18 protein-coding genes and 1 pseudogene are annotated in these 22,426 nt (G+C 64.6%); 9 read left to right on the plus strand and 10 right to left on the minus strand.

The annotated features are described in order from the left end of the window. Position 1: 1 nt before the first annotated feature. From SGR02S_RS06330 to SGR02S_RS06340, 3 genes are read left to right on the plus strand one after another with little or no spacing between them, the layout of a single operon-like run. Positions 2 to 1,405 carry an alkaline phosphatase D family protein gene (locus tag SGR02S_RS06330; RefSeq protein ID WP_169799651.1) on the plus strand — a complete coding sequence of 468 codons (1,404 nt, stop codon included), beginning with the start codon at positions 2 to 4 and terminating at the stop codon, positions 1,403 to 1,405. A gap of 17 nt (positions 1,406 to 1,422) precedes the next feature. Further along, positions 1,423 to 1,611: a hypothetical protein gene (locus SGR02S_RS06335; RefSeq protein WP_158682369.1), complete on the plus strand. Its 189-nt coding sequence runs from the start codon at positions 1,423 to 1,425 to the stop codon at positions 1,609 to 1,611. Continuing rightward, positions 1,608 to 2,732: a Gfo/Idh/MocA family protein gene (locus SGR02S_RS06340; protein ID WP_218000112.1), complete on the plus strand. Its 1,125-nt coding sequence runs from the start codon at positions 1,608 to 1,610 to the stop codon at positions 2,730 to 2,732. Before SGR02S_RS06335 ends, SGR02S_RS06340 begins: the two co-directional genes overlap by 4 nt. Here the strand turns inward: SGR02S_RS06340 and SGR02S_RS06345 are convergent. Continuing rightward, positions 2,720 to 3,520: an inositol monophosphatase family protein gene (locus SGR02S_RS06345; protein ID WP_067106864.1), complete on the minus strand. Its 801-nt coding sequence runs from the start codon at positions 3,518 to 3,520 to the stop codon at positions 2,720 to 2,722. The two genes, SGR02S_RS06340 and SGR02S_RS06345, sit on opposite strands and share 13 nt — an antisense overlap. Before the next feature lie 137 nt (positions 3,521 to 3,657). Between SGR02S_RS06345 and SGR02S_RS06350 the strand changes: the two genes are divergently transcribed. After that, positions 3,658 to 5,664 (plus strand): phytase, encoded by a 2,007-nt coding sequence (locus SGR02S_RS06350; protein ID WP_218000114.1) that lies wholly within the window; start codon positions 3,658 to 3,660, stop codon positions 5,662 to 5,664. Positions 5,665 to 6,216: 552 nt separating this feature from the next. On the opposite strand, the gene SGR02S_RS06355 is transcribed toward SGR02S_RS06350, so the two are convergent. The 5 genes from SGR02S_RS06355 to SGR02S_RS06375 form a co-directional block, all read right to left on the minus strand. After that, complete coding sequence (locus tag SGR02S_RS06355; RefSeq protein WP_067106870.1) at positions 6,217 to 7,134, minus strand: polysaccharide deacetylase family protein; 918 nt, start codon at positions 7,132 to 7,134, stop codon at positions 6,217 to 6,219. After that, positions 7,131 to 8,006: a polysaccharide deacetylase family protein gene (locus tag SGR02S_RS06360; protein WP_067106873.1), complete on the minus strand. Its 876-nt coding sequence runs from the start codon at positions 8,004 to 8,006 to the stop codon at positions 7,131 to 7,133. The genes SGR02S_RS06355 and SGR02S_RS06360 overlap by 4 nt, the downstream gene beginning before the upstream one ends. Continuing rightward, entirely contained in the window at positions 7,999 to 8,691 is a 693-nt protein-coding gene (locus SGR02S_RS06365; protein ID WP_218000115.1) for an isochorismatase family protein, read from the minus strand. Before SGR02S_RS06365 ends, SGR02S_RS06360 begins: the two co-directional genes overlap by 8 nt. Next, a complete protein-coding gene (locus SGR02S_RS06370; RefSeq protein ID WP_337180472.1) occupies positions 8,691 to 9,650 on the minus strand; it encodes a hydroxymethylglutaryl-CoA lyase in 960 nt (319 codons plus the stop codon). Before SGR02S_RS06370 ends, SGR02S_RS06365 begins: the two co-directional genes overlap by 1 nt. A 90-nt stretch (positions 9,651 to 9,740) precedes the next feature. Further along, a complete protein-coding gene (locus tag SGR02S_RS06375) occupies positions 9,741 to 10,514 on the minus strand; it encodes a GntR family transcriptional regulator (RefSeq protein WP_067106875.1) in 774 nt (257 codons plus the stop codon). Positions 10,515 to 10,722: 208 nt separating this feature from the next. Here SGR02S_RS06375 and SGR02S_RS06380 point away from each other — a divergent pair, with 208 nt between their 5' ends. From SGR02S_RS06380 to SGR02S_RS06400, 5 genes are all read left to right on the plus strand, one after another. After that, entirely contained in the window at positions 10,723 to 12,042 is a 1,320-nt protein-coding gene (locus tag SGR02S_RS06380; protein ID WP_067106878.1) for an MFS transporter, read from the plus strand. A 320-nt stretch (positions 12,043 to 12,362) separates the two neighbouring features. Beyond that, positions 12,363 to 14,516, plus strand: a complete 2,154-nt coding sequence (locus SGR02S_RS06385; RefSeq protein WP_067106880.1) for a TonB-dependent receptor — start codon at positions 12,363 to 12,365, stop codon at positions 14,514 to 14,516. Between the two features lie 89 nt (positions 14,517 to 14,605). Beyond that, positions 14,606 to 15,625, plus strand: a complete 1,020-nt coding sequence (locus SGR02S_RS06390) for a DUF4437 domain-containing protein (RefSeq protein ID WP_067106882.1) — start codon at positions 14,606 to 14,608, stop codon at positions 15,623 to 15,625. A 54-nt stretch (positions 15,626 to 15,679) separates the two neighbouring features. Then, the gene (locus tag SGR02S_RS06395) at positions 15,680 to 16,612 is read left to right on the plus strand and encodes a DUF4437 domain-containing protein (protein WP_082796991.1); all 933 of its coding nucleotides are present in this window, start codon (positions 15,680 to 15,682) and stop codon (positions 16,610 to 16,612) included. Positions 16,613 to 16,625: 13 nt separating this feature from the next. After that, positions 16,626 to 17,753 (plus strand): DUF4437 domain-containing protein, encoded by a 1,128-nt coding sequence (locus SGR02S_RS06400; RefSeq protein ID WP_067106885.1) that lies wholly within the window; start codon positions 16,626 to 16,628, stop codon positions 17,751 to 17,753. Positions 17,754 to 17,815: 62 nt separating this feature from the next. Here SGR02S_RS06400 and leuD read toward each other — a convergent pair whose 3' ends face one another. The 4 genes and pseudogenes from leuD to SGR02S_RS06420 all read right to left on the minus strand — a co-directional run bounded on the left by leuD (position 17,816) and on the right by SGR02S_RS06420 (position 22,370). Next, positions 17,816 to 18,406, minus strand: coding sequence for a 3-isopropylmalate dehydratase small subunit (gene leuD / locus SGR02S_RS06405; protein ID WP_067106888.1), 591 nt, complete (start codon positions 18,404 to 18,406; stop codon positions 17,816 to 17,818). After that, complete coding sequence (locus SGR02S_RS06410) at positions 18,403 to 19,812, minus strand: 3-isopropylmalate dehydratase large subunit (protein ID WP_067106891.1); 1,410 nt, start codon at positions 19,810 to 19,812, stop codon at positions 18,403 to 18,405. Before SGR02S_RS06410 ends, leuD begins: the two co-directional genes overlap by 4 nt. Next, positions 19,809 to 20,993, minus strand: coding sequence for a CaiB/BaiF CoA transferase family protein (locus SGR02S_RS06415; protein ID WP_067106894.1), 1,185 nt, complete (start codon positions 20,991 to 20,993; stop codon positions 19,809 to 19,811). Before SGR02S_RS06415 ends, SGR02S_RS06410 begins: the two co-directional genes overlap by 4 nt. 430 nt (positions 20,994 to 21,423) lie before the next feature. Continuing rightward, positions 21,424 to 22,370: pseudogene (locus SGR02S_RS06420) on the minus strand (IS481 family transposase). Between the last annotated feature and the right edge of the window lie 56 nt (positions 22,371 to 22,426).

Genomic DNA, 22,426 nt, shown 5'->3' on the forward strand with positions numbered 1-22,426 from the left:
GATGCATCGCCGCAATCTTCTGCGCGGGGGCGCTGCCCTTGCTTTTCTCGCCGCGCTGCCGCGCCGGCTCTATGCCGCCGCGGTCGGCTATCCACGCTTGCTCGACGGACCGATGATCGGCGCGACGACGCCGGATAGCTTCACCGTCTGGTCGCGCGCGAGCGGGACGTTCGGGGTCGCGGTCGAATATGCGACGCGCCGCGACTTCGCCGATGCGAAAACAACCGCGCCGGTCGCCGCGACGCAGGACAACGACCTGTGCACGGTGGTCGAGGTTACCGGCCTAAAGCCCGACACCGACTATTATTATCGCATCGAGACCGATGGAATCGACGACCGCCACCAGCCGCTTGCCTTTCGTACCCGCACCGCGCCCGACCGGCCGCGCCCGATCCGGATCGCCTTCGGCTCGTGCGCGCGGGTCCAGCTCTATCCCGAGCAGCCGGTGTTCGACGCGGTCGCCGCGATGGAGCCCGATCTCTTCCTCTGGCTCGGCGACAATATCTATGCCGACAGTGACAGCGAGACCGCCTATTCGGCGCTCTATTCGCGCCAGCGGGGCGTGTCGGCGCTTGTTCCGCTGCTCCGCTCGGTGCCGCAACTCGCGATCTGGGACGATCATGATTTCGGCTATAATGACTCGGATCGTCACAACGGCGTGAAGGCGATGACCCGCCGCCTGTTCGACCGCTGGTGGGCGAATCCCGCTTCCGGCCTGCCCGACACGCCTGGAATTTTCTTCCGTCACAGCTTTGGTCCCGTCGACATCTTCATGCTCGACGGGCGCTACCACCGCGATCCGCCATCGGCCCCCGACGGCCCCGAAAAGACGATGCTCGGTGCCGGGCAGAAGGCGTGGCTGAAGCGCGAGCTCAAGGCATCGAAAGCGGCGTTCAAGATCCTTGCCTCGGGCACCGGCTGGTCGCTTGCCGAAAAGGGCGGCGACAGCTGGGCCGCCTATCTCCACGAGCGCAACGAGATCCTTGATTTCATCCGGGACGAAGGAATCGGCGGTTGCCTCGGCATTTCGGGCGACGTCCATCAGGGCGAAGTCAACTGCGTGCCCTGGTCCGAACGGGGCGGCTATGATTTCTATGATCTGGTGAGTTCGGGGCTGGCGCAATATCTGGCCCCCAAATTCGTCGACCAGCATCCCGAGGTGCGATTGCGCGCGCCGTGGGTGCGCAGCACCAATTTCGGGCTGCTCGAATTCAGCTTTGATCCCGAACCGCGCGTCGAACTCAGCGTTCGCGACGTGATCGGGGCATCGGCGTCGGGCGAGCCCGTCTGCCTTCGCGCCGCCGACCTCGTCAACGGCAAGCAGAGCTGGCGCGCCGTGATCGATCCGGATGAACTCGAACGGCGCGAGCGTGTCGAGCGCGGCGGCAGCTATTATGGGGAGTGAATAGGATGCGCTTCGGGATGGCGCCGATCGCGCGCGACGGGTTCGTGGCGGTGAAGGCGCGACTGCCGCTTGCAATGCCGGAGGAGGCGGTCGGGACCCACCGGATCGACCAGAACGACGGGCGCAAGCTGCGCGGCGGCCAACCGGTCAAGCGCCAGGCGATCGAACGGCGACGCGAACGCTGTCGACAGGCTGTCGGGGCGTGACGCGGCCCGCGCTCAATATCGCGCTGATCGGCAGCGGCTTCATGGGCCGCGCGCATGCCCTCGCCTTTGCGGCGGCCGACCGCACCTTCGACTTGCCGCGCGCGCCGCACGTCGCGCTCCTTGCCGACCGTGACCTGCCGAAAGCGACCGCGGCCGCGGCATCGCTCGGAATAGCGCGGGCGAGTGGCGACTGGCGCGAGGCTATCGACGATGCGGGCATCGACCTCGTCGCCATCGCGACCCCGAACAGGCTTCACGCCCCGATCGCCATCGCCGCTCTCGAGGCGGGCAAGGCGGTCTATTGCGAAAAGCCGCTGGCGACGACGATCGCCGAGTCCGAGGCGATGACCGCGGCCGCCGCGGCATCGGGGCTGCCCACCGCGGTCGGCTTCACCTATCTCTACAATCCGATGATCGTCCTTGCGCGCGAGTTGATCGCGGGCGGAGAGATTGGGGAGGTAACCGCCTTTCGCGGCATTCACGCGGAGGATTTCATGGCTTCGGCCGACGCGCCGTTCAACTGGCGCTGCGAGCCCGATCAGGCGGGCGGCGCGCTCGCCGACATCGGCAGCCATATCATTGCGATGGCGCGCCATCTGGTGGGCGATATCGCCGTCGTGTCGGGCCGCCTTCATACCGCCTATCCGACGCGCCGCGATGCGCAGGGCACCGACCGCGCGGTGACGGTCGACGATCAGATGGATGCCGTGATCGAATTCGCCAGCGGTGCGACGGGGACGCTCGCGGCGAGCTGGATCGCGAGCGGGCACAAGATGGGGCTGGCATTCGAGGTCAGCGGGACACGCGGATCGATCGCCTTCACGCAGGAGCGGTTCAACGAACTCAGGCTCTATCGCTCCGGACCGGGGCGCACCAATGGCTTCACGACGATCTGCGCGGGGCCGGAGCATGGCGACTATGGCGCCTTCTGTCCGGCGCCGGGGCATCAGATCGGCTACAACGACCTGAAGACGATCGAGGTCAAGGCCGTCGTGGAGGCGGCCGCAGGCTTGCCGTCGGCCGCGAAGAGCTTCGCCGACGCGCTGGCGGTCGAGCGGGTCGCCGACGCAATCCGCCGGTCGCATCGCGAAGGATGCTGGATCGGACTTCAGACGGCGTAGGCCGGCGCCAGCGCCGCCAGCATTTCCTCATGAATTGCGGGCGTCGATGCCAGCACGGTTCCGTTCATCAGGTCGAGCGCGTTGCCGCGCGTGTCGGTCACGACGCCGCCCGCCTCGCGGACGATCACGACCCCGGCCGCCATGTCCCAGGCGCTGACGCTCTGCTCCCAATAGGCGTCGTGGCGGCCGCAGGCGACCCAGGCCATGTCGATCGCTCCCGCCCCAAGGCGGCGGATGCCCGTGACACGCGGGGTCAGCCGCTCCATCTCGGCATAGAATTGTTCGTGGTTCGGCTTGGTCGCAAAGGGAATGCCGACGCCCAGCACCGATTCCTCGATCGTCGTGCGCGTCGAGATATGGATGCGACGTTCGCCGAGCCATGCGCCGCCGCCGGTTTCCGCGCAGAACAGCTCGTCCATCGCGGGGACATAGGTGACCCCCGCGACGACCTCGCCTTGCTTCGCCAGCGCGATGTTGACCGCGAAGAGTGGGGATCCTGTCAGGAAGTTGGTCGTACCGTCGAGCGGATCGACCACCCACACATGGTCGGTGTCGCTGCCGGGCGTCAGCCCGCCTTCCTCACCGAGGAAGCCATAGTCGGGGGCATGGGCCATCAGCCGCTCACGGACGGTCGCCTCAGCCTTCAGGTCGGCCTCGGTGAACATGTCGGCGGCGCCGGCCTTGCTATGGATCGTGAGCGTGGCGATGCGCTCGCGATCGGCGATCAAACCTTCGCCGGCGGCGTGGGCGGCGGCGATCATGGCGGAAATAAGGGGTGACATTGGCATGGAATGAATATACGTTCTGTTTTATAGAAAAGATAGAAAAATTATTCTGAAATGATGTTGCGGGCTGCTTTTGCGGCCGTTGTCGGACGATCGGGTATTGGCTCGATTGCGATCTGGAAGAGAAAAGGGAGGGGTGCGTGAAAACGAGTCTATTTGCAATCGCCGCCGGGCTGGCGGCTGTTCCGGCAGGCGTCATGGCACAGCAGGCTGCTTCGATTCCGGTCGTCGCCGCCTCCGCCGAAACGCAGGCGACCGACGGATCCGGTGCCGATGGCGCCGTGGTCGTCGCCGACCCCGCCGATGCATCGCGTTCGTTGATTCTCGCGGGCGCCGAATCCGCCGGAATCGATGTCTTCGATCTGGCCGGGAAGCGCCTGGGGACGCACAAGGTTGGCAATATTCGCGCGCTCGATCTGCGCGCCGATGCCGCGCCGGGCGGGGGACCGTTGCTGGCCGGGCTCGATGGCAAGGATAATGCGCCCAAACTCTTTCGTGTGATGGCCGGTGGTGCCCCGGCGCCGCTCGCGCTGACCGGAATAGAGCCTGGGATGACGGTCGCGGGGCTCTGCTTCTCGCGCAGCCATCGCGACGATACCCTTTATCTGTTTCTCGTCGGTGACAAGGGAGAGATCGAGCAGTGGGGATTGTCGTCCGAAGCGTCGGGCGCCATGAACGGGCGGATTGCGCGGCGCTGGTCGCTCGGGTCGGAAATCGGCTATTGCGCCGCCGACGACCGCGGCTCGGTCTATTTCTCGCAGGAAGCCGTGGGGGTATGGCGCTTCGCCGCCGAACCCGAGGCCGAGATCGCACCCGAGATCGTCGATATCGTCCGCCTCGGCCACATCACCGAAGAAGCGAAGGGTGTCGGCATCGCCGCCGACGGCCGCCTGCTTGTTTCGGACGCGTCGGTCAATCGGCTGAACATTTACGATCCCCTCGATGGCTATGCCTATCTTGGCTCGGTGGCGCTCGCGGCGGGTACCGACCAGGTCGAGGATGGCGGCAGCGTCACGGTGGCAGGGCCGGTCGTGCTGGTCGCAGACGACGATAATTCGCCTGAGGAACCGAATTTCAAGATTGCGGGCTGGCAGGCGATCCTCGCTGCGGCGGGGCTTCCCGAACGGCCGGCGGTGCCGGCGCCCGAGACGATGCCGCTCGCGCGCCCGACAGTCGAGACAGTGCCGGTGGAGACCGGCGGCGACGCCGCAGACGATCCGGCGATCTGGATCAATCCCGCCGACCCCGCGCAAAGCGTCGTGATCGGGACGCAAAAGCAATCCGGACTCTATGTGTATGATCTGGAAGGGAAAGTCATTCAGTTCCTTCCCGACGGGCGCATGAACAACGTCGATTTGCGAAGCGGCTTCCGCCTCGGCGGCCGCGACGTGACGCTCGTGACGGCCAGCAATCGCACGACCAAAGGCATCTCGATCTATGTCCTCGATCCCGCGACGCGCAAGCTGACCGACGTTGCGGACGGGTTGCAGGACACCGGTTTCAAGGATCCCTATGGCCTCTGCATGTATCGCAGCGCGAAGACGAAAAAGACCTATGTTTTCGTCAATCAGAGCGACGGCAAGATGCGCCAGTGGGAGTTGGTCGCGACGCCCGCCGGCAAGGTGCGGGCGAAACTAGTGCGCGACCTGCCTTTCGAAACGCAGGTCGAGGGCTGTGTCGCCGATGACGAGACCGGCATGCTTTATACCGGTGAAGAGGATGTCGGCATTTGGCGCGAGGGCGCTGAACCGCGCGGTGGTCCCGCACGCACGACGCTGGCGAAAGTCGCCGACAACCCGGCGCTCAAGGACGATATGGAGGGGATCGGACTCTATGCCATGGCCGGCGGTCGGGGCTATCTCGTCGTATCGAGCCAGGGCAACGACAGCTATGCGGTGTTCCGTCGTGAAGGCGACAATGCCTATGTCGGCTCATTCCGCATCGGCGCCGACATGGCGGCGGGGATCGACGGTGTATCCGAAACCGACGGCCTCGACGTCACCAGCATGGCCGCGGGGCCGGCCTTTCCCCACGGCCTGATGGTCGCGCAGGATGGCCGAAATGTTTCGCCTCCCGAGAATCAGAATTTCAAACTGGTACCGTGGGAGCGGGTGGCGAAGGCGCTCGGTCTTGAAATCGGCCAATAGCGATACCTTGACAGAGATATGATCGCTGAGGCGAGGAAGCGATGTCCGCACGGCTCTGCGGGCGCGCTCGGTCAGTAGATCATGCGCGGCTGCAGAATAGCCAACACAGCGCAGCGGCCGCCGCAGCTATTGGGGGGGAGAAAGCAGGGTACAGCGCGGCGGGCGACGGATACAGCTTGTCGCTGTGATCGCGATAAGGCGGCCAGCTTGCCTGACAATCGTTCGGCAGCGGCGATCTCCGCCTTGTCGATCGGCGGCAGGGCGGGGAATATGTCGATCAGCCGCGCCGGCGCCTGCGCATTGAGCCGAGGATAACGGGCGAGCGGATTGTGAGTCTCTTGCGTCCTGTGTGGCGCTCCCCGCAAGCGGGGAATGGATGACTGGCAGCCATCCTGAGGGTCAGGACCCGCTAACATCATACAGGTTCAGCCGGGGGCGGGCATTTGCCGTGAGCCACGTGCTGCTAGAACCGGGCTCGCGAGGTCATCGACAGCGAGCTTGGGAGGTGCTGAGCGCCGCTCCGCGACGCTTTCGGGCTACTTCTGCTCCGTTTTAACGCAGCGCGTCCGCGATCTCGCCCAGGCCGTGGAAGGCCGCGTCGTCCTGATCGGCCAGCCAACCTAGCAGCCGCTCGAGCACATCGATCCTGTAAGGCAAGCCCATGATATAGGGCGTGAGGTTCAGCGGCAACATGCGGCTGGTGCCGAGCGTCGAGGCTTCGCCGTGCAGCAGCGCATAGGCGTCCATGATCTGCTCGACATAGGAATCGGCCGATTGCTGCTGGACGGTCACGATCTGTCGGTCGGAAAGCTCGTGGTTGACCGGCACGTTGACGATGGCGCCTGCGCCGGTCTCGAACCGATAGGGCAATTCGTCATTCACCCAATCCGCCATATAGGCCAATCCCGCCTCGGCGAGCAGGCGCGGCGTGTTGAACGATTGCGAACGCGCGATCGACATCCAGCCGCGCGGGCGCGTGCCCGCGGCCTGTTCCAACGCGTCGAGCGCGGCCGCGATCAGCGCGCGTTCCTCGTCCTCGGGCAGGCCCGATGCGATGGTGTCGTTCATGTCGGTCGAATGCGCGACGATCTCGTGCCCCGCGGACAGGATATCGGCGATAATCCGCGGATAGCGTTCGGCGATCGCGCTATTGATCGCGACCGATACCCGCGCATCCACCTTCGCGAACGCATCGAGCATCCGGTAGAAGCCGATCCGCGTGCCATATTCGCGCGCGGTATAGTGCCGGTAATCGGGATAAGGCGTGACCATATGTCCCGGCGCGCGGAACGGCTTGTCGGCGGGCAGGATCGGAAACCATTCGAGATCGACGACGATCGCCACCGCGACGGCCTTGCCCGAAGGCCAGGCGATCGGCGGCCGTTCGAACAGGTTGGAATAGGGGTAATATTCGTGATCCATGCCCCGCTTGCGCAGGGGATAGTCGAGATAGGCCGGGTCGAGGCTCATGCCGCCACCTGCTGCATGTAATGATCGGCAATGTCGCCGCTTCGGGTGATCCAGGCGCGGCCGTCGGCGGCGATGTGCTTCAGCACCTCTTCGAACGGGCCGATACGATGCGGCTGGCCGATCAGATAGGCGTGCAGCGGAATGCACATCACCGTGCCGCCTTCGTCCGCCAGCCGTTGATATTGGCGGATCAGTGTGTCGGCATAGGCGCGCGGCGACATGTTGTAGACGAAGAAGCCGTAATGATCGTTGACCTCCAGGCTGTAGGGCATCGAGATCAACCGGCCCGACTTCACATGAACCTCGCCCGGCTGGTCGTCGTGGTAGAGGTCGCAGGTATAGGACAGGCCATAGTCGGCGATCAGGTCGAGCGTACGCGGCGTATGGGTCAGCGCGGGGGCGAGCCAGCCCTTGATCGTCTGGCCGGTCGCCTCGCGCACGGTGCGGATCGAATCCTCGATCAGCGCGCGCTCCTGCGCCTCGTCCATGCCATAGCTGTAGCGCGTGTTGTAGATGCCGTGGCTGAAGAACTCCCAGCCGCGCGCGGCGGCGTCGGCCACCACTTCGGGCAGATGCTGGCACATCGCCACCGACAGGCTGACCGATCCCGGGAAGCCGTGCCGCGACATCGCCTCTGCCAGCCGCCAGTGACCGACGCGGTTTCCATAATCGCGGTGACCATAGCCGACCACGTCCGGATGCGGCCTGGGCCAGCTCTTGCGGTGGGGATTGGCGGGCGGATCGAGTTCGTAGAATTCGATATTGGGCGACACCCAGACCGCGACCTGCTTGCCCCCGGGCCATTCCAGCTTCGGACGGCCGCGATAGGGGCGGAAGTCATAGAGACCGGGGTCCTTCTCGCCCTCACGCATCGGCCTGGGCCTCCAGCCAGTCGATCACGGTCCGCACCGGTTCGACGTCCGCATATTTCAGCTGAAGGTCGGTCAAATTGGCGAAGTGATAGCTCTCATGCTTGTCCGCGCAGGTCTCGACCGGCACGATCGTGCGATAGCCGCGGCTGAGGCTGTCCACCGCGGCGGCGCGGACGCATCCCGATGTGGAGCCGCCGGTGATCACCACCGTGTCCACCTTGTGCCAGACCAGCAGGCTCTGGAGCGGGGTCTCGAAGAAGGGCGATGGCATGCGCTTGGTGTAGATCGTGTCGCCCGGAGCGATCGCGCAGCGCTCGTCAAAGGCGTGGCGGTCGCTGTCGTACTTGATATTCTGCAGGCTGTCCGGCGTATCGGTCCGCGTGCCCCATACGCCCGCGTCGCTGGCATCCTCGGCATAGGCGACACGGGTCCAGATCACCGGCATGCCCCTGGCGCGGGCGAGCGCCGAGATGGTGTTGACATGCTCGATCTGGCGCGGGTCGGTTTCGTAGGCGGTCCTGTACCGGTCGATCCGCGTATAGGCGTTCTGGAGATCGACATTGACGATGGCGAGCTTGCTGCCGAAGCCGAACTTGGCGCGGGCCGGATTGGCCATCACCTCCTCGAAGATCTGACGCGCGGTCCTGCCGTCGCTGACCATCCGGGTTCCGACGATTTCACTCATCATACGATCTCCAGGGCATGGGCGGGCTTGAAGCCCAGCGGCAGTTTCGCATCGGGCAGGAAGCCGTACATCTCTTCGTCCGGCAGCGCCGCGGTGACGATCTCGCGCACCGCCAGCAGCCGGTCGATATCGATGCCGGTGCGCAGGCCCATCGCCTCGAGCATGAACACCAGATCCTCGGTCACGATATTGCCGCTGGCGCCGGGAGCGAACGGGCATCCGCCAAGGCCGCCCAGCGACGCATCAAGCGTGGTCAGCCCGCATTCGAGCGCGGCGAGCGCGTTGGCGAGGCCAAGGCCGCGCGTGTTGTGCAGATGGATACCGGTCAGCGCACCGTCGCCGACCACGCCGCGCACCAGTCCGATCAGATGCTTCACCGCGCGCGGATCGGCATAGCCCGTCGTATCCGACAGCCCGACCTCGTCGCAGCCCGCATCCATCAGCGCGGCGGCGAGCCGGGCGATCTGGGCGTCGGGGATCGCGCCCTCCAGCGTGCAGCCGAACGCGGTCGACAGGCTGCCCTCGAAATGCGGCCGATCAGCTGCGGGCAGTGCACGGATCAGAGTGGCGATGGCGATCGCCTCGTCGATCACCTGTTCGTGCGAGCGGCGCAGGTTGGCGAGGCTGTGCGTTTCGGAGACGGAAAGCGGCAGGGTGATCTTGTGCGCGCCGGCGCGAATCGCCGCCTCCGCGCCTTTGGCGTTGGGCACCAATACCGCGACGCTGAGGCCCGGAATGGTGCGGGCATGTTCGACCAGCTCGGCTGTGTCGGCGAGCTGCGGGAGCAGCTTGGCGGGGACGAAGCTGCCCACCTCGATCTCGCGGACGCCGGCGGCGGCCTCGGCGTCGATCCACGCTTTCTTGGCCTCCAGCGACATGACGGTGGCGATGCTCTGAAGCCCGTCGCGCGGACCGACCTCGCTTACCAATATGTCGATATCGCCCATCGGATCGGCCACGGCTGACGCCCTATATTTGTACTACACTTATAACAAATAGCCGAAGCGCATGGAATGGCAAGGGTGTCCGTTCAATTTTTTGCGCGCTGCTCAGATTTCGGCGTGGAGCGTGTGCGACTGGAGGTCGAAGCGCATCTGATACCGGTCAGCGCGATAATAGGCCTGGGTCAGCAGCATCGGCTCGCCCCCCTTGTCGCGAAACGCGCGGGTGATCCGCAGCAACGGCGCCATCGAGTCGATCTTGAGCGCGGCCGCCATCGCCGGATCCGCCGAAACCGCCGCGATCGTCTGCGCCGCGCCGCCAAACTCGCGGCCCGATTGCTGGACGAGGTTGAGGATCGGGGTCCGCCTCAGGCTCTTTTCGGTGATCATGAAACTGAGCGGTTCCGGCACATGGGCAATCGTCACCCCCAGCGGCTCGCCGTCGAGCCAGCGCAGGCGTACCGCGCGCATGACACGCGTTCCCGGCGGGACCCCCAGCAGCGACGCGACCGGATCCTGTGCCTCCTCGCGCGTCAGTTCGAGCACGGTCACCTTGGTCTTGCGGCCGAAGGTCACCAGCGAATCGACGGCTTTGCCGATATCGGCCTCGATGGGCCGCACCGGCAGGTCATAAATGACGCGGGTACCGACGCGGCGCTTGCGCTCGACGAAATGCTGCAGCGCCAACTCGTCCAGCGCGCGGCGCGCGGTGATCCGCGATACCCCGAAGGTGTCCGATAACTCCTGTTCCGTCGGCACGAGCGAGCCGTGCGGTCGGCTGCCTGAAACTATTTCGTCGCGCAACTGCACGAAAATCTGATGATACAGCGGAACGGCGGTCTTGCGATCGACGCTGGATAGTTCCTGCTTGCCGCTAATCATCCAATCCCTCTCCGCGCGACTGAAGGCGCATATATGGCCGGGTGCCCGTCGGGCATCGCGGCTATTCCTATAACTTGGCAGTTCGGCGCGTGGAAAGCCGTTTACCGGGCCGAATGTGAAATTTGCTATAAAGTTATAAGTCTATAACAAATAACTTGCCGCCCCGTCATCCCGGCGTATATCCCATCCGGCACGAGGGGAGACGAAGATGGCGACGGGCGGCACGACAGGCGATCTTCACGCAGCGGCGCCCGGCACCGCCGGTTGGACCCCGATTCAGGTCACAGTGGTCGCAATCTGCGCGGTGATCAACATGCTCGATGGCATGGACGTGCTCATAATCTCCTACATCGCTCCGGCAATGGCCAAGGACTGGGGAGTCAGTTTCGAGGTGCTGGGGGTGATCTTCAGCGCGGGACTGGTCGGCATGATGCTCGGTTCGATCGTAATCGCGCCGCTGGCCGACGGAATCGGGAGGCGTCCGGTCGTGCTCGGCGCGCTGGTGGTGATAACGGCCGGCGCGTTCGGTACCGGTCTGGCCCAGACGATTCCCGCCTTTGTGGGGTTCCGCTTTCTGACCGGCCTCGGCATCGGCACCTTGCTCGCCAGCGTTGCCGCGTTGGCGAGCGAATACGCACCGCCGGGCAAGCGCAGCATCGCGATCGGTTGGTTCCAGGCAGGCTATCCGATCGGCGCGGTGCTGACCGGCCTGGTATCGATCTGGTCGATCCCGCAATTTGGCTGGCAAGCGACGTTGCTGGGCACCGCGGTGGTCAGCGCGGTGGTGCTGCCGTTCGCCTTCGTGCTCCTGCCCGAGTCGCTGGATTTCCTCCAGAACCGCCAGCCCGCTGGCGCGCTGGCGAAGATCAATGCGCTGCGCCTCCGCCTCGACCTGCCGCAGCTCGACAACCTGCCGCCGCCGCGCAGCCGCGGTGCCGTTCCCAAGCTGGGGCACCTGTTCGCAGGCGGACTGTGGAAATCGACGCTCATTCTGTGGCTGTCGATCTTCCTTGGTTATCTGGTGCTCTATTTCGTGACGAGCTGGATTCCGCGCCTGGCGTCGGAAGCGGGATTGAGTGCCGCCAATTCGCTCTGGGCCGGCTCGGTCTTCAATGTCGGCGGGATTATCGGCACGACCAGCATCGGCTGGCTGGCGACCAAACGCGACATCGGCTGGCTGATCCGCGGCTATATGCTGGTCGGCGCGGTGCTGCTGGTGGTGTTCAGCCAGCCGATGCCGCTGGTGGCGGTGCTGGGGGTCGCGGTCGGCATGGGGCTCGCGGTGCAGGGCGGCTTCAGCGGCTTCTATTCGCTGGCGGCGCAGATCTACCCGACCGAAGTCCGCAGTTCGGGCATTGGCTGGGCGATCGGCATCGGTCGCGGCGGATCGGTGATCGGGCCGCTGCTCGGCGGTTTCCTGCTCGGACAGCACTTGCCGCTGTGGATCGTCTTCCTGTGCTTCGCCATCCCGCTCGCACTGTCGGGCATGCTTGCCGCGCTTGTTCGTGGGCGGGCCGATTTGGCCTGATTTCGCGCCCCGTCGCGTTCGAATCTTGCCACCCAAGTCACCGAAATGACGCTTTCAACCACTCAATCATCATAAATCTATAACAAATCACTTGCCGATCCGGCCAACTCATGATTTGATATGAATGCATAACAAATGAGATCGGGCAGCACCCGCGAGTCGCGGCCTGACCTCGAAGCATAAAAGACGCTCCGCGCGCAGCGTCGGGGAACAATTGGCCGATTGGGCCACAGGGATAATGAGGGGGGGTCACCATGACGCATCTGTCCAAGCCTACAGCACGCGCAATCCTGCTTGCTGCACTTCTGGGTTCCGCCGCGATGGCCGGGCCCGCCTGGGCTCAGGAAGCATCGGACGGTCAGGCGACCGAAGCCACGACCGCCGACGAATCGCGAAATGCCGGTAGCGGAGAGATCGTCGTCACCGCCGAGCGCTATGGCGGCACGGTGCGGACCACTCCCATCTCGGTGACGGCACTGGGCGAGGGCGCGCTGGAAGAGCGGCAGGTTCGCGACGTTCGCGACATCGCCAACCAGGTCCCCGGCATCACGCTGTCGCAGGCGACGGCGGGTTCGTCCCAGATGAAGATCGTCGTGCGCGGCGCCGGTACGGAGACGGGCGGTATCCGCGCGAACGGCACCGTCGGCGTCTATATCGACAACGTCATCCAGCCCCGGCCCAACGGCGCCTTCTTCGATTTCTTCGATGTCGAGCGCGTCGAATTCCTGCGCGGTCCGCAAGGAACGCTCTATGGGCGCAACACCTCGGGCGGTGCGATCAAGCTGGTGACCAAGCGGCCCTCCTATGACTGGACCGGCGCGGGGCAGCTGGGGATCGGCAACTATGAGGCGTTCGAAGCCAAGGGCTATCTCAGCGGGCCGATCATCGACGACGTGCTGTCGTTCGCGGTGAGCGGCATCTACCGCAAGCGTGACGGCTTCGTCTATGGCATCGAGCATGGCGAGCGGATCGGCGATCTCGACCGTTCCGCCCAGCGCATCAAGCTCCTGTTCGAGCCGACCCCCGACCTGACCTTCGAGCTTTCGGGCTATGCGATGCAGGACCGTTCGGACTCCAACATCCCCATTCCGCTGATCGCGCCGCTCGGCGTGACCGATCCTTATGCGGTTCCGGACCGCGACCTGTCGGTCAACGAAGTGTACGCCAACCTCTATCAGCGGATCTATCAGCGCGGCTTCAGCCTCAACGCGACCTATGCGATCACGGACAATCTCGAGATCGGCTCGATCACCGGCTATGGCCGGCTGAACCAGGAGAGCCTCGGCAATGACAGCTTTCTGTCGCCGGCGCGTATCGCCGCCAATGGCGGGCGACTGGTCGTCGCCAACCCCAACCGCGTGCAGTTCGACAGCGAATGGTGGACCCAGGAAGTCAACCTCATCTACACGAGCGACAGGTTGAAGGCTGTCGCCGGCGTCTATTATTTCACCGAAAAGGGTACCCAGCAGGGCGCAGCGGGAACCGCGCAGACCGACGATGCCTCCAACAAGGTCGAGGCGCCCGCAATCTTCGCCCAGGCGACCTACACGATCGGCGGCGGGGTCAGCGTGCTGGGCGGCCTGCGCTACACCCGCGAGACGACGGACTATTATGCGCTGACGATCGGGTCGGCGGCCGGCTCGCAGGTGGGCCACTCCACCTTCTCCTCGCTTACGCCCAAGCTGGGCCTGAACTGGGAGGTCAACGAGAATCTGTTCACCTATATCTCGTGGACGAAGGGGACGCGCAGCGGCGGCTTCAACTCGCGCGATCCGATCACCGCGCAGCTCGTGCCGACTCCGTTCGGTGCGGAGTTCGTCGACAGCTATGAGCTGGGCGCCAAGATGAACTTCCCGAGCATCGGGTTCAGGCTCAACGCGACCGGATATGTGGCGGATTACAGCGATCTGCAGCTGAGCACGATCATTCCCGGTGCCGCGTTCATCGTGACGCTCAACGCCGGCGCGGCGCGCGTCTGGGGTCTCGAACTGGAACCGAACTGGAAGGTGACCGACGATCTCGAACTCTATGGCAACATGGCGTTCAACGACGGCAAATATACCAAGAGCTTCTCCTGCGCGAACCAGTTCGGCGTCTGGGTCGATTGTACCGCCAACGAGATCAAGGGGCTGCCCAAGGCGAAGATCGGCCTTGGCTTCCGCTACTCACCGACGCTGGCCGATGGCTGGGGCTCGCTGACGATCGGCGGCAACTGGGACCACACGTCCAAGGTGTACAATACTATTTCCAACCAGACCGACCTGGTTCAGACCGCACCGCTGGATCTGTTCAACGGCTCGATCGGATGGCGCAGCGACGATCGCACCTGGAGTTTTTCGATTGAGGGGCGCAACCTCGCCAATAAGCGCTATCTGGTGGCGGGGTTGCTGAGCGCCAATGCGACGCGGCCTGCGGTGACCGGCTATCCCGGAGAGCCGCGCCAGGTCTTGTTTCGCGTCGGATTCTCCTTCTGATGCGGGCGGCGGGCCGAGCGGGAGCGACCCGCGGCGCGGCATCGCGTGGTGTCGCGCTGCGGACGATCCTGCCGGCCTGTTGCGCCGCTATGGCCTTGTTGCCCGCCGCGGCCCGGACGGAGGGGCCGCCTTCCACCGATCAGGCGCCGCCCTTCGCGGTGCCCGACGACGGCTATGCGGTCGAGGGCCGCCCGGGGCCGCCGGGCTCCGGGTTCGTCCTTCATTACGACACGACCAAGGTGGCGTGGCAGCCCTTTGTCGCACCGGGCATTCCCGAGGGGCTGCAGCGCCGTCCGTTGAGCGAGTCGCCCAGCATGGGCGCCGTGGCGCAGATCACCTATGTGCCCGCGGGCTGGAGCCAGCCGATCGGATATGACGAGGTCGACAACGAAATCCTGGTGCTCGACGGCGATCTGTCCATCGGCGACGAAAAGCTGGGCAAATATTCCTACAGCTACGTCCCCGCGGGCGTGGTGCGCGGGCCGGTGCGGTCACGGCAGGGCGCGGTGCTGCTGCAATGGTTCAAGGGGGCGCCCAAATTCGTCGCCGCGACCAGGAGCAGGAAGGGCGCCCGCGAAAATGCCCGTGTTCGCGACTGGAATCATTTCTCGGCCGCCTGGTATATCGACAAGCCCTTTCCGGATTATCGCACCGGCGGAAACTTTCCCGGCGCGCTCCATAAGCTGCTGCGTCAGGATCCCGATTCCGGCGAGATGACATGGATGACCTTCGGCGCGAGCATCCCGGCGGCGCCCAGCGGAAAGCCGGGCAATTTCGGCGGGGGCTACGAAGTGCATCCCAGCTTCGAGGAATATTATTTCCTCGAAAAGACTCACGACACCGTCATCGGCGAGTGCCTCGAACAGGGCGAAACACCGGTCACCTATGGCAACGGCACCTATTGGTGGCGCCCCGGCGGCGTCGCGCATGGCGGTTCGCATGGCACGTCGCCCGGCACGCCCGGCTACACGGTATCGTTGGTGCGGACGGGGACGTCGCTCTGGGCCACCTATGTCACCGACTGCACCTATGAAACCGGGCTCGAATACACCCGAAAAGGCTGGAAAAAATACGATTACAATGTGCCGCGATACCGGCCGAAGCCGTAGCGCGGCGCCCATGACGCCCACCGTCTGACGACATCGAAACCAGGGGAGCTAACAATGCCGACAAGCAAAAGACTGCGAACGGGCCTGTCACTGTGCGGCGCGTTGCTGCTCGGGACCGGAGCACTGGCTCAGGACATCCGCATTCCCCAGTCGCGCGATCGATCGAGCGAATTTGTCGGCTTCGTCGCGCCGCGCAACCTGCACCTGCGCCCGCTGATTTTCGCGGGCCTGCCGCCGGTCGAATTCAAACAGCTGAGCTTCGATGAAAAGACCGGCGCGCGGACGCTGCTCGTCACGCTGCCGGCCGGCTGGAAACAGCCCTCCGGCTATCATGGCGCCGATCTGGAGATGTTCGTGGTCGAAGGCGGGATCAGCATCGGCGACAAGCCGATGGGCCGCTATGCCTATGCCTATTACCCGGCCGGCACCGCGCACAGCTTCGGCACCAAGGAAGGCGCGACCGTCCTGTTCTTCTGGAACGGAGCGCCGGATTACATCGCGAGCGCGACGTCGCGCCCCGGGGCCAAGCCGGGTGCGATCGACGGGCTTGCCTATCACGACGTGCCCACCGCCACGCCGAGCGTCCTGCCCAAGTTCCGCGACGAACCGATCATGAAGAATTCGCCGGTGCATGTGAAACTGCTCCGGTCCGATCCGGCTACCGGCGAGGTGACCTGGATCGCAACCTCGCCCGGCGGTTATCCGGTCATGAGCGGCGAAGGTGACCTGCCGCTTTGGGCGACCAGCAAGAGTTGGGAAGAGGGCTATATGCTCGCCGGCGACATGACGATCGCCGAATGCCTGCCCGAGGGGCAGGTGGCCGGGACCTATGCCCCGAACGGCTATTTCTTCCGCCCCGCCGGCATCGCGCATGGCGGCTTGAGCCAGTTTTCCGACAGCTATTCCGTGTGGCTCTACCGCAGGGGGCCCGGCTCATGGAAAACCTATGGCAATTCGTGCGCCGAGCCTTCGGCCCAGGCGAAGTGAGGGGGAGGATACCATGTCGCGCAAAACGCATCTGACCTTGGCTTTATCGGCCGGTCTCGCCGCCGTGGCGGCTCCCGCGCTCGCCCAGTCCTATGGCCCGCCAACGGTCAGCCAGGCGCCGCCCTTTCCGGTGCCCGACAAGGGCTATGAAGTCGAAGGGCGTCCGGGGCTGATGCACAACATCCCCAACATCGAGTTCGTGGATTGGAAACCCTTCGACGCGCCGGGCTTCTCCCCGGGCCTGTATCGTCGCCTGCTGAGCGAGTCGCCCAGCATGGATGCGGTGGCGCAGATCACCTATGTTCCCGCAGGCTGGAGCCTTCCCCCCGGCTATGACGAGGTCGATAACGAGATCGTCGTCCTCGATGGCGACCTGAGCATCGGCGACGAGAAGCTGACCAAATATTCCTACAGCTATATCCCGGCCGGCGTGTTTCGCGGCCAGGTCAAGTCGCGTCAGGGCGCGGTGCTGCTGCAATGGTTCAAGGGGCCGCCGAAGTTTGTCGCCGCGGCCAAGGGCAAGGTCGGCGCGCGCACCCACGCGCGTGTCCGCGACTGGAACCGTTACAAGGAGACCTGGTATATCGACGAGCCGTTCCCGGCCTATCGCACCGGCGGCAATTTCCCCGGCTATCTGCACAATCTGATGCGCAAGGATCCGGACACCGGCGAGATGACCTGGATGACCTTCGTGTCCAGCATTCCCGCCCCGCCGAGTTCGAAGCCCGGCAATTTCGGCGGCGGCGCCGAGGTGCACCCCAGTTTCGAGGAATATTACATCCCCGAGGGCACCCGCGTTGCCACCAGTGACGAACGCGGTCCCACCCGCGCCGTCTATGGCGGGGAATGCGTCGAGCAGGGCATTTCCACCTACAAACGCGGGACGCGTGGCTATTTCTGGCGCGCCGCCGGCGTGGCGCACGGCACCGTCGCCCAGGCGCCTCCGGGCGAACGGGACGGTGACGGGAACCTCAAAAAGGGCAATGGCGAACCCAGTTGGGGCTGGACGCTGGTGCGTACCGGCACGCGGCTCTGGGCGACCTATGTCACCGATTGCAGCTACAAGACCGGCATCGAATATATCAACGGCGAGTGGCGCCAATATGATTATGACGTGCCGCGATACGAGCCGCACGACTAGGCTCGCAAGGGCCGTCATCGCCTGCCGCGAAACTTCGGGTCGCTTCGGCGGCCCGTCTTCTTTTAGAGATAGGCCCAGGGACGCCGGTTGCGGTCGGCTTCCCGAAAGCGCGCGATCTCGGCGGCGCGGGTTAGGGTCATGTCGATCGCGTCGAGTCCGCCGATCAGCATCGCCTTGGCCTCCGCGTCGATCGCGAAGGCGATGTCCCGCCCCGATGCGCTCGTCAGCGTCTGCCGCGGCAGGTCGATCGTGATCGGCCCGTCGGCGTCGATCAGCATCGCGTCGATCTCCACCGGGACGATGCCGTTGCGTACGCAATTGCCGCGAAAGATCGGATTGAATGACGCCGCGACGATCGCCCGAAAGCCATATTCGGCGAGCGCCCAGACGGCATGTTCGCGGCTCGACCCGCAGCCGACATTGGCCCCGGCGAGCAGAATCTGCGCCCCGGCATAGCGTGGATCGTTTAGTATGAACGACGGGTCGGGCTCGCGCGATCCGATCGCGGTGTAGCGCCATCCGGCGAACAGCCCGTCGGCGAGTCCGGTCTTTCCGATCGACTTCATCTCGCGCGAGGGGATGATCGCGTCGGTATCGATATTATCGCGGATCAGCGGCGCGGCGATCGCGGTGAGGATGGTGAACGGGGTCATGCGCCGATCGGGCGCGGATCGGCGATACGGCCTGCAACGGCCGAAGCAGCGACGGTTTCGGGCGAGGCGAGATGGGTGCGCGTGCCGGGGCCCTGGCGGCTCTCGAAATTGCGGTTGGTCGAACTGATCACGCGCTCCTGCACCCCAAAGCTCTCGCCGCCCGCGAAGAAACACATCGAACAGCCCGACTCGCGCCATTCGAACCCCGCGTTGCGGAAGACGCGGTCGAGCCCCTCCGCCTCGGCCGCGGCCTTGACCATGGTCGATCCTGGCACGCAGATCGCTCTGACGCCATCGGCGACACGGCGGCCCTTCAGGATCGCTGCGGCGCGGCGCAGGTCGGACAGGCGACTGTTGGTGCAGGATCCGATAAACGCCGCATCGATCGCCAGCCCCTCGATCGCCTGGCCAGCCTTCAGCCCCATATAGGCGAGTGCGCGGTCATAAGCCTCGCGTGTGTCGCGCCCCGCGATCGCGTCGTGATCCGGCACCGGCCGACCCAGCGGCACCGCCTGTTGCGGGCTGGTGCCCCAGCTCACCATCGGAGCGACATCGGCGGCATCGACCGTCAGCTCTGCGTCGAACATCGCGCCCGCATCGGTGACAAGCCCGCGCCAATTCTCGACGGCGCGATCCCATTCCGCGCCCTCCGGGGCATAGGCGCGGCCCCTCAGATAGTCGAACGTCACCTCGTCGGGGGCGATAAAGGCACTGAATGCCGAGAATTCGGTTGCCATGTTGCACAAGGTCAGCCGCGCCTCGATATCGAGCGCGCGGACGGCTTCACCGGCATATTCGACGACATGACCCTTCGCGCCGGAGGAGCCGAACCGGTCGAGCAGGTGCAACGCCAGGTCCTTGGCAGTGACTCCCGCGCCCAGCCGGCCGGTGACGGTGACCCGCATCGTCTTCGGCTTGCCGACGCGCAGCGTGTTGGTCGCCAGCGCATGCTCTGCTTCGGTCGAACCGATCCCCCAGGCGAGCGCGCCGAGCGCGCCCTGGCTGCAGGTGTGGCTGTCGGGACACACCAGGGTGAGCCCGGGCAGGACGATCGCCAGTTCGGGCGAGATGACATGGACGATCCCCTGGCGGGGGTCGTCCAGATCGAACAGCGTCAGCCCCGCGGCGTGGGCGGCGGCGCGGGTTGCCGCGATGAACCGGGTGCCCGTGGGCATCATGGTGGTATCGGTGCGCCCCGGCCGCGTATCGACGACATGATCCATCGTCGCGAAGACCTGCGTCGGTGCCGCCACGGTACGCCCCGCCTCGGCCAGGCTGTTCAGCGCGACGCCGCCGGTGCGTTCGTGCAGCAGAATGCGATCGATCAGCAGCAGCCCGGTATCATCGCCGAGATCCGCCACCAGATGGTCAGCCCAGATCTTCTCGAAAGCGGTTCGCGGCGTCATCCGGCGACGGCGATGCGTGTCAGTTCGGCGATATCCTCTTCGCCAAATCCGATTTCGCGCAGAATGTCCGCGCCATTCTGATCGATCGCCGGGATGTCGTGGCGCAGTGCGGGGCGTTCGTCATCGAACGCGATCGGCAGCGCGGGAAGGCGCGTCGCCTCGCCCCCCGGGATAGTGACATCGACCAGCCCGTTGCTGGCGGTCAGGTGCGGGTCGTCGAACAGATCCTCGGGCCGCACGATCGCGGCGAAAGGCAGGCCGATCATTTCGAGCTTCGCGACCAGATCCGCCCGGGACATCGTTTCGAACAGCGCGCGCACCCGGGGCAGCAGCGTGTCGCGCGCCATCACCCGCTGATTGTTCGTCGCATAGGCTGGCTCGGCAGCGAGTGCGTCGAATCCGAACGCGCGGCAAAAGGCCTGCCACTGGCTGTCGCTGACCACGCCGACGAAGAGCTGTTCGTCGGCATTGGCGGTTTCGAACACATCGTAGATCGCCCACGCCGAAATCCGCACCGGCATCGGCGCGGCCGCCCTACCGGTGACCGCCTTTTGCGCCATATGCTGGCCGACGAGGAACGCGGTGGTCTCGTAGAGCGAGCATTTGACCTCGCCTCCCTGGCCGGTGCGGTGGCGGCGCTCGAGCGCGGCGAGGACGCCGATCACCCCGAACATGCCGCCGGTGATGTCGATTACCGACGATCCGGCGCGCAGCGGCCGGCCCGGTGGCCCCGTCATATAGGCGAGACCGCCCATCATCTGGGTGACCTCATCCAGTGCGGTCCGATTCTCATAGGGACCGGGGAGAAAGCCCTTGGCCGAGCAATAGATCAGCCGTTCGTTGATCGCGCGCAGCGCTTCATAGCCCAGGCCGAGCCGGTCGAGCGTACCGGGGCGAAAATTCTCGATCACGATATCAGCCTTCTCCGCCAGACGGCGCGCGGCATCGACCCCCTTGGCGCTTTTCAGATCAAGACAGATGCTCCGCTTGTTCCGGTTGAACATCGGGAAATAGCCCGCGCCCGACCCCAGCAGGCGCCGCGTCTGATCGCCGCCGATCGGCTCGACCTTGATCACGTCCGCACCCAGATCGGCGAGGATCACACCGACGGCCGGCCCCATGACCATGTGCGAGAATTCAACGATTCTGATGCCGGCAAGCGGCAGCTCCTGTTCGTCCATATATCTTCGAATCCCGCCTCGTCCTCAAATGCAAGCTTGGGATTTGATATAGATATATAACAAAAATGCCAAGAGGTTTTGCGTGGGTTGAACATGCCTCTGAGCACCATTGCGCCGCGAGTGCCCCCTCCTCACGACAGGCAGTTGCTGGGCTCATCGACGGATCGACTGAATGATCGATTAGAGGCACGAAGTTGCGTTCAGAGATGCCATAGCTATCACATCGAGCATCGAGGAGCAGTGAGCATTCTAGATGCCGCATGATGTGAATGTGCGATTGAGACAGGGAGATGATTGTTTCACTGCATCGACGCGCTGCAAGCGACGCCGCGGGGCGACAGGAGGCGCCAGACCTCGATTCCAAAGCTACACAACGGTGCCTACGTCCTTGCGAGACACGACTGGATAGCCGTTCTGAACCTAGAAGAGCCTAGGTGTTTGGTCCCGGCATTTGATGGTGTGGATTTAGCGTGAAGCGTTGGGGTTCACTTGTCCAGCATTTGCAGATGTATTCGTAAGGCGTGAGGCCGCGGAGCGTCTTGAGGCGGCGACCGTAGTTATATGCGTTGATGAAGTCGTGGAGGTGCGCAGTCAGTTGGGCATGGCTGTCGTAGTGGTAGCGTTTGACCGTAGCTTCCTTGATGGTGCGGTTCATCCTTTCGACTTGGCCATTGGTCCAGGGGTGCTTCACCTTGGTCAGGCGATGCTCGATGCCGTGCTCGTCGCAGACGCGGTCGAAGATATGATGGAAGGCGTATTTGTCGCGGACCTGGTGAACTGGATGCCGTTATCGGTAAGCACTGTGTGGATGGCGTAAGGGACCGATGCGATCAGGTTCCGCAGGAACTGGGCCGCGATCATCTTGCCAGCTTGCTCATGCAGTTCGACGAAGGCGAACTTGCTGGTCCGGTCGATCGCCACGAACAGGCGCAGCTTGCCTTCGGCCGTCTGCACCTCGGCGATGTCGATGTGGAAGTAGCCGATCGGGTAGGTCTTGAACTTGCGCATGGGTTCCTTGTCGCCGGTTACTTCCGGCAGGCGGCTGATGCCGTGCCGTCGCAAGCAGCGATGCAACGATGATCGCGTCAAGTGCGGGATTGTCGCCTGCAGCGCATAAAGGCAGTCATCCAGCGGTAGCAGCGTGTGCTTGCGAAAGGCGACGATGACCGCCTCTTCCTCGATGCTCAGCACCGTTGAATGCGCATCCTTCGGACCCGTAGAGAGGTCCTTGACGGCCGTGCGTCTCTTCCACTTGGCGACCGTCTTCTGGTTGATCCCATAGCGCTTCGCCAGAACCCTCAGGCTCTCTTGACTATGCTGTATCGCTCGACGGACCGCCTCCGTCGTGCGGGCGCTCCCGTGTAAAATCTGGCCCATAGTGCATCCTTCCATGCCTGCATGGATATCGCACCATCAAATGCCGGGACCAAACA

Origin of the sequence: Sphingopyxis granuli NBRC 100800, from assembly GCF_001591045.1 — a bacterium.
Lineage (GTDB): Bacteria > Pseudomonadota > Alphaproteobacteria > Sphingomonadales > Sphingomonadaceae > Sphingopyxis > Sphingopyxis granuli.